The organism is Leclercia sp. M50, assembly GCF_037150775.1.
GTDB lineage: Bacteria > Pseudomonadota > Gammaproteobacteria > Enterobacterales > Enterobacteriaceae > Enterobacter.
Map to the genome: position 1 here is coordinate 1 of NZ_JBBCPK010000161.1, position 6093 is coordinate 6093.

A 6093-nucleotide genomic window follows, 5' to 3' on the forward strand; every position below is an offset into this window, starting at 1 on the left:
CACGCTCATAGAGGGTGTCGACGCAATGGTATTCTGGATATAGGCTCCCAGCGTTTCGTCATCCATTACGGTACAGGCAGGACGGGACACATTATTTTTAAGATAGAAACAATAATCACATGCCAGATTACAAAGATTGCCCCCTGGTTTGGCGACGGTGTTAAAATTATTACTCATTACTGCTTATGCTCGTTGGTATTAATTGCAGTGATGATAAAATCATTTGTATTAATAAGATCGTTGCCATTGTTACTAATAGTTCTGTAATTATATTATTATTGTTTTATCTTTATTTATGTCAGCTACAAAAGCGAAGATGTTATTATCCGTTATAATTGGTGTAATTTAATAACGCCTTAATCATCTGGAAATAGAAATTTCTGGGTCGTGATGACTGTTTCTTTAAGGTGATCTATCAGGAAGCTATAAAAGCTTTCGAGGATTAAGCATTCGAAGAAAATATCAGTAAGGGTTGTAACTGACTGCGCGGGTACTTGCCGGATGTGAAGGATTTATCTACGAGGCTGAGCTTGCGAATAGCGGTATCAGTGAAGGAGACCATGGGGGATCAGAAACGGCCAACGGAGCGTAAAGTTCCCGACCAGGCCGCAAAAGCGACAGAGATCAAAAAACCCGGCCATCTTACTCAGATGGCCGGGTTAATCTGGCTTTAAAGCATCCTAAGAGTCACTGCGCTCTCTTAAGATTAAAATTTGGCTCCTCTGACTGGACTCGAACCAGTGACATACGGATTAACAGTCCGCCGTTCTACCGACTGAACTACAGAGGAATCGTGTGAACGGGGCGAATATTAACGATGCCACCTGGCGTTGTCAAAGGCAGAATGCAGATTTTGCATCGTTTGCCGATTTATTCCCCACTTTGCGCATTCACTATCCGTTCTGCGGGGATCGCCGCCACATTTTCACGCACAGGTCGCGGATATTTCCATAACCAGCGCCCGCTGACCATTCGCCAGTAGAACAGCGCGCCACGAACCGTCCAGTCGAGGAACATCCCCAGCCAGACACCCACCACCCCCATACCCAGCATGATCCCCAGGGTGTAACCTGCTACTACGCGGCAGCCCCACATCCCGAGCATCGAAACCCACATGGCAAAACGGGCGTCCCGCGCCCCTTTAAGCCCGGCAGGCAGCACCCACGACGCCGCCCAGATGGGCATAAAGGCGGCATTCAGCCAGATTAAGATAACCACCACGTCTTTTACATCCTGCTCATGGGTGTAGAACGACGCCATCAGGCTGGCAAACGGCGCGGTGCCCCAGGCAATGGCCGTGAGCCCGATTGTCGAAAGCCAGAAGACATGGCGCAGCTGGCGCTCCGCCTGGCCTATCTGCCCTTTCCCGAGCCGTTTACCGGTAATGATAGTGGAGGCGGAACCCAGCGCGTTACCCGGCAGGTTGATCAACGCGGCAATGGAGAAGGCGATAAAGTTACCGGCAATCACGTCAGTACCCATTCCCGCCACGAACATCTGGGTCAACAGCTTGCCGCCGTTGAACAGCACCGACTCAATGCTGGCGGGTACGCCGATCCCCATCACTTCCCAGATAATGGCGAAGTTGAGCGGCTTGAAATAACTTTTGAGGCTGATGCGCAGTGACGGGTTAAAACCAACCGCCAGCACCACAATAATGGCGATGGCGCCAATGTAGCGGGAGATAGTCAGACCCAGACCGGCCCCGATAAAACCGAGCCCGTCCCAGGAAAAAAGCCCGTAAATCAGCACGCTACTGATTAGAATGTTGAGGATGTTCATCCCACCGTTTATCAACAGCGGAATTTTGGTGTTCCCTGCCCCACGCAGCGCCCCGCTGCCAATCAGCGCAATCGCCGCGGCCGGATAGCTGAGCACCGTCATTTCGAGATACGACAGCGCCAGAGCTTTTACTTCTCCGGTCGCTTCCCCAGCCACCACATCGATAATCTCTTCGCCAAAATAGTGGATCACCGCCGCCAGTACAATGGAGAACAGCGTCATGATCACCAGCGATTGCCTCGCAGCAGCCCTGGCCCGGCGCGGATCGCGCTTGCCCAGGCTAAAGGCCACCACCACCGTGGTACCGAGGTCTATCGCCGCGAAGAAGGAGATAATGACCATATTGAAGCTGTCGGCCAGCCCGACACCCGCCATCGCCTCTTTACCGAGCCAGCTGACCAGGAAAGTGCTAAGCACACCCATCAGCAGTACACAGGTATTTTCCAGAAAGATAGGCACGGCAAGGGGGGTGATTTCGCGCCAGAAGAGAACTTTGTAGCTCTTGCGTTTGCTATACCAGCGCGTGCGCATCACGGCCTGGCGTAAAGCGGAGGTGACGTTCAAAGTGGACCTTAAAGAGAAAGTTGAAACTACATTTCAAATAATGAGGGAGAAATGCAGATCCTGCAAAGTATTTCCCACAAAAATATGTAGGGAATTACGACAAACTGGTGACAGAATCGGCAGTTGGTCGAATCGGACTAAGATCAGGTTTGACAAAAGTTTTTTCGCCGCTAAGATAACGCTCCACAACGATTCCTCTGTAGTTCAGTCGGTAGAACGGCGGACTGTTAATCCGTATGTCACTGGTTCGAGTCCAGTCAGAGGAGCCACATTTAAAAAGCCTGCTTTCGAGCAGGCTTTTTGCTTTTCTGATGACGGTAGACCGGCGCCCAAAAAAAGCCCCCCGACAGGTCGGAGGGCTTTGCTGTTCGGCGGTGATTACTCGCCTTTGGCTTCCGCGTGCTTCATCTCGCCCATAACTTTCAGTTTCTTGGAGATCTCGCGACGCTCTTTAGAGATCTCGGCGTTTTTGATGATGTAGTCGTCTACGCGGTCTTCGTAGTCGCTTTTCATGCTGGCAATGATGCCCTGGATTGCTTCAACGCTCATGCCTGGCTTGATGTAATCGCTCAGGTTGTCCAGCAGCAGAACACGCTTCTGGTTGTCACGGATCTTCTTCTCAACGTCCTGGATTTCACGTTGCAGTTTGTTCTTGCGGCGGAACAGGCGGACGAACTCCAGAACATCCTGGAACGAAGGCTTAGTTGTTTCCATTTTTACACCCCTGATAATGTGAGATTCGGATTCGTTTAAACAACCGCGATAGCATTAACCTTACTGACAGCGATTGCTGATGACAATAATTTTTCCGTTGTCCCTATCATAACCTCAATTTCTGCTGAATCGAAGCAGCAGACAACACAACCCTGCATAGCCGCTTTTTATTTGCGCAATGCCCGGCAGATTAGATGTGACAATAATTCCAGCTGGCGAGCAAGTTCCATGCTCAACCATACATAGCCGTGTATGGGCGTTTCCGCCACGTTTTCATTGTGATGATCGTTGATCAGCTGACGCAGCTCGGCAACGATTTCGTTCAGCCGCTCGGTGTTCGCCAGTATGGGCTGCGGATTGCCTTCATAAAGCGCATGGGCAATAGTGAGCAGCGTTTGCTGTGTCATCTGCTGCGTCTCTTTTAAGGTCCGGGCATTCAGCATCACAAAATGGCTGGCCCGGGAGGACCAGTGGGCGTTGATCTGTAGCTCGAGCATGCAGACCAGATTGCGGCTCACGGTCTGGATCGCTTCAAAGATCGCTTTCTGGATATGGGTCTCTTTGCTGGCCGGGGTAATCAGACCGCGCATTTTGACCACATCGTTGAGGATGGTTTGCAGGTGTTTTTCCAGCCGTGGTCGTTCCACCAGGTTGGGGGAAAAGCCCGCCTGATAGACCCGATTAAAGGCGGTGACGTAGTTCGCCATCTGAATACGCCAGTGCAAAAAGGCCCGCTGCGGCCAGATGCCGGTAAAGAGCATCGCCAGCAATGACCCCAGGATCACATCACCGCTTCGCCAAAGCGCAGTTTGCATATCCCCGGTAGGCGCACCAATCACCACCGCAAGGGTGATACCGATAAGCAGCGCCTGATAGGGTCGTTTGCCCAGTGCCAGCCAGCCGCAGAGAAACATGGCCGCCGCGCACCACAGCAGCATCAACGGCAGAGAGATAAGCTCCAGTTTCAGGGCAATTAACCCCATTGCCGAGCCCAGAATGGTGCCGCCAATGCGCTCATACGCGCGCGGAACGACGTTCCCCCAAAAGGAGATCGGCCCCATGATGACCACCAGGGTAATCAGCGGCCATGTCCCTTCCGGCACGGCCAGCAGACGCACCAGTAAAAAAGTGAGGATAAACGCCAGCGCGATACGGCATCCATGTACGATGCGGTAATGACGATACAGTCGAATTTCAAAAGGCGTTAGAGATTTGTCGGGGCGCACACGCTCTCCAGCTTTACGGCAAACCCTGATTGTACTGCGTTTTCTGCCGGAGTTGTGCTCCCCGGCAGAAAAACCCTGTTAAGTGTGGGCATTAAGCAACCGTTATGCCATGCGGCTCTGTACCGGAATAAACATCTCAATATCCCAGTAGCCGTCGGCATTCCCATCATTCAGATAACGTTCAAAACAGGCTTTTGGCGCGATCTGGTAATCGACATCCTCAAGCAGACTGTCGAAAAACCGATTCCACGGCGTGGCGAAATCATGGTTCTCAACGCGGGCCGTCGCCACCGCGTAGTCGCCTGCCGCCACTTCGGTCAGGATCACCCCTTCACTGTTGGGAGGGATAACAAAATCGTCCGGCACGGTGACAACCGTGTCGCAGCGTAGTTTTTCGGCAGGCACTTCGTCAGGGTTATCATAATAGACCGCCACCCACTCCAGCGGCTGGATCTGACGCCCCTCTACCCACATCATCAGTTGTTCAAAACCCTGCTTAACGGTTTGCTCCCACGGGCCAACCATATGAAAACCGGCAATTTTGCGTTTATTCTGGTGCGTGATGCTGTAGTCCATGCTGTCTCCGATTGTTTACTGTATATACATACACTGTAATGCAGAAAAAAGCGGTTTAACAATAATGACCTGTCTATTATGGGAGCAGGCTCGCACTGTCGCCAGCCTGCTCCTCCAGGCGCTACGCCTTATGGTGCAGATAGTCGCTCAGCCGCGAGAACATCCCGCCTTTACCCACATTCTCCAGCGTCACCAGCGGCCAGTGGGCTACCACTTTATCGCGATCGTACAGTTCGATCTCCCCGACCCGCTGATGGGCGGCAATCGGTGCTTCGAGCTCTTTCTTATCGAGGACATACTTCGCCTTGATGTTCGGCAGCTCCGCCTTTGGCAGTGCCAGCCAGAAGTCCCGATCGGTACCTAACGAGATACGCTCTTTATCACCGTACCAGATGCGCTCGTTACCTACCTGCTTACCGTTATGCAGGATCTGCACGGTATCGAAATTCTGCTGGCCCCAGTGGAGCAGTTTGCGCGCCTGATCCTCACGGCCTTTTGGGCTTTCAGCCCCCATGACGACAGCAATCAGACGGCGCTCACCGTCAACAGCAGAGGCGATCAGGTTAAAGCCGGCGCCAGAGGTGTGTCCGGTTTTCAGGCCATCCACGCTGAGCGACTTGTCCCACAGCAGACCGTTCCGGTTCTGCTGGGTGATACCGTTCCAGGTCAGGCTCTTTTCACTGTACATATGGTAAAACGCCGGCTCGCCGTGGATGATGGCGCGGGAGAGCACCGCCAGATCGTAAGCGGAGCTGTGCTGGCCCGGCGCATCGAGACCATGTACCGTTTCAAAGTGAGTGTCGCGCAAATTCAGCTTTTTAACGTAATCATTCATCATATTGACGAACTGCGGCTGTCCGCCCGCCACGTAATCGGCCAGCGCCACGCAGGCGTCATTCCCGGAATCGACAATCAGTCCGCGGCTGAGGTCGCGCACGGAGACCCGTTCACCCGCTTTCAAAAACATTAGCGAGGAGCCGTTAAAAACCGGGTTCCCTTTGGCCCACGCGTCCTGGCTTACGGTCACCATATCGTCCGGCGTAATGCGATGGCTGTCGATCGCGCGGTCAACCACATAGCCGGTCATCAGCTTGGTCAGGCTGGCCGGATTGCGCTGCTGATGTTCGTTGCCCGCCGTTAAAATTTGTCCCGTCGTATAGTCCATCAGCACCCAGGAACCCGCCTGGATAGCTGGCGGCTGCGGCGCATAATTAATCGGGTCGGCAGCCAG

Annotated in this window: 5 protein-coding genes and 2 tRNA genes; 1 reads left to right on the plus strand and 6 read right to left on the minus strand. The window is 53.0% G+C overall.

Annotation, left to right across the window (positions count from 1 at the left end; genetic code table 11):
• Positions 1-714: 714 nt before the first annotated feature.
• Positions 715-790: transfer RNA gene (locus tag WFM46_RS22435), tRNA-Asn, on the minus strand.
• Between the two features lie 80 nt (positions 791-870).
• Positions 871-2346, minus strand: coding sequence for an EmmdR/YeeO family multidrug/toxin efflux MATE transporter (locus WFM46_RS22440; RefSeq protein ID WP_114314540.1), 1476 nt, complete (start codon positions 2344-2346; stop codon positions 871-873).
• Between the two features lie 193 nt (positions 2347-2539).
• Between WFM46_RS22440 and WFM46_RS22445 the strand changes: the two genes are divergently transcribed.
• Positions 2540-2615 (plus strand) — tRNA-Asn (locus WFM46_RS22445).
• 109 nt (positions 2616-2724) lie between these two features.
• On the opposite strand, the gene WFM46_RS22450 is transcribed toward WFM46_RS22445, so the two are convergent.
• From WFM46_RS22450 to dacD, 4 genes are all read right to left on the minus strand, one after another.
• A complete protein-coding gene (locus WFM46_RS22450) occupies positions 2725-3060 on the minus strand; it encodes a DUF496 family protein (RefSeq protein ID WP_103180181.1) in 336 nt (111 codons plus the stop codon).
• Positions 3061-3227: 167 nt separating this feature from the next.
• Positions 3228-4286, minus strand: a complete 1059-nt coding sequence (locus tag WFM46_RS22455) for an FUSC family protein (protein WP_103180182.1) — start codon at positions 4284-4286, stop codon at positions 3228-3230.
• Positions 4287-4388: 102 nt separating this feature from the next.
• Positions 4389-4862 (minus strand): DNA gyrase inhibitor SbmC, encoded by a 474-nt coding sequence (gene sbmC, locus WFM46_RS22460; RefSeq protein ID WP_336998589.1) that lies wholly within the window; start codon positions 4860-4862, stop codon positions 4389-4391.
• 121 nt (positions 4863-4983) lie between these two features.
• Positions 4984-6093: serine-type D-Ala-D-Ala carboxypeptidase DacD (gene dacD, locus WFM46_RS22465; RefSeq protein WP_336998590.1), on the minus strand; the 1110-nt coding region annotated here is incomplete at its 5' end.

What these genes read in the sequence shown, in the direction of transcription:
- WFM46_RS22450 (WP_103180181.1), bottom strand. Translation starts at nt 3,060, where the DNA reads ATGGAAACAACTAAGCCTTCGTTCCAGGATGTTCTGGAGTTCGTCCGC.
- sbmC (WP_336998589.1), bottom strand. Translation starts at nt 4,862, where the DNA reads ATGGACTACAGCATCACGCACCAGAATAAACGCAAAATTGCCGGTTTT.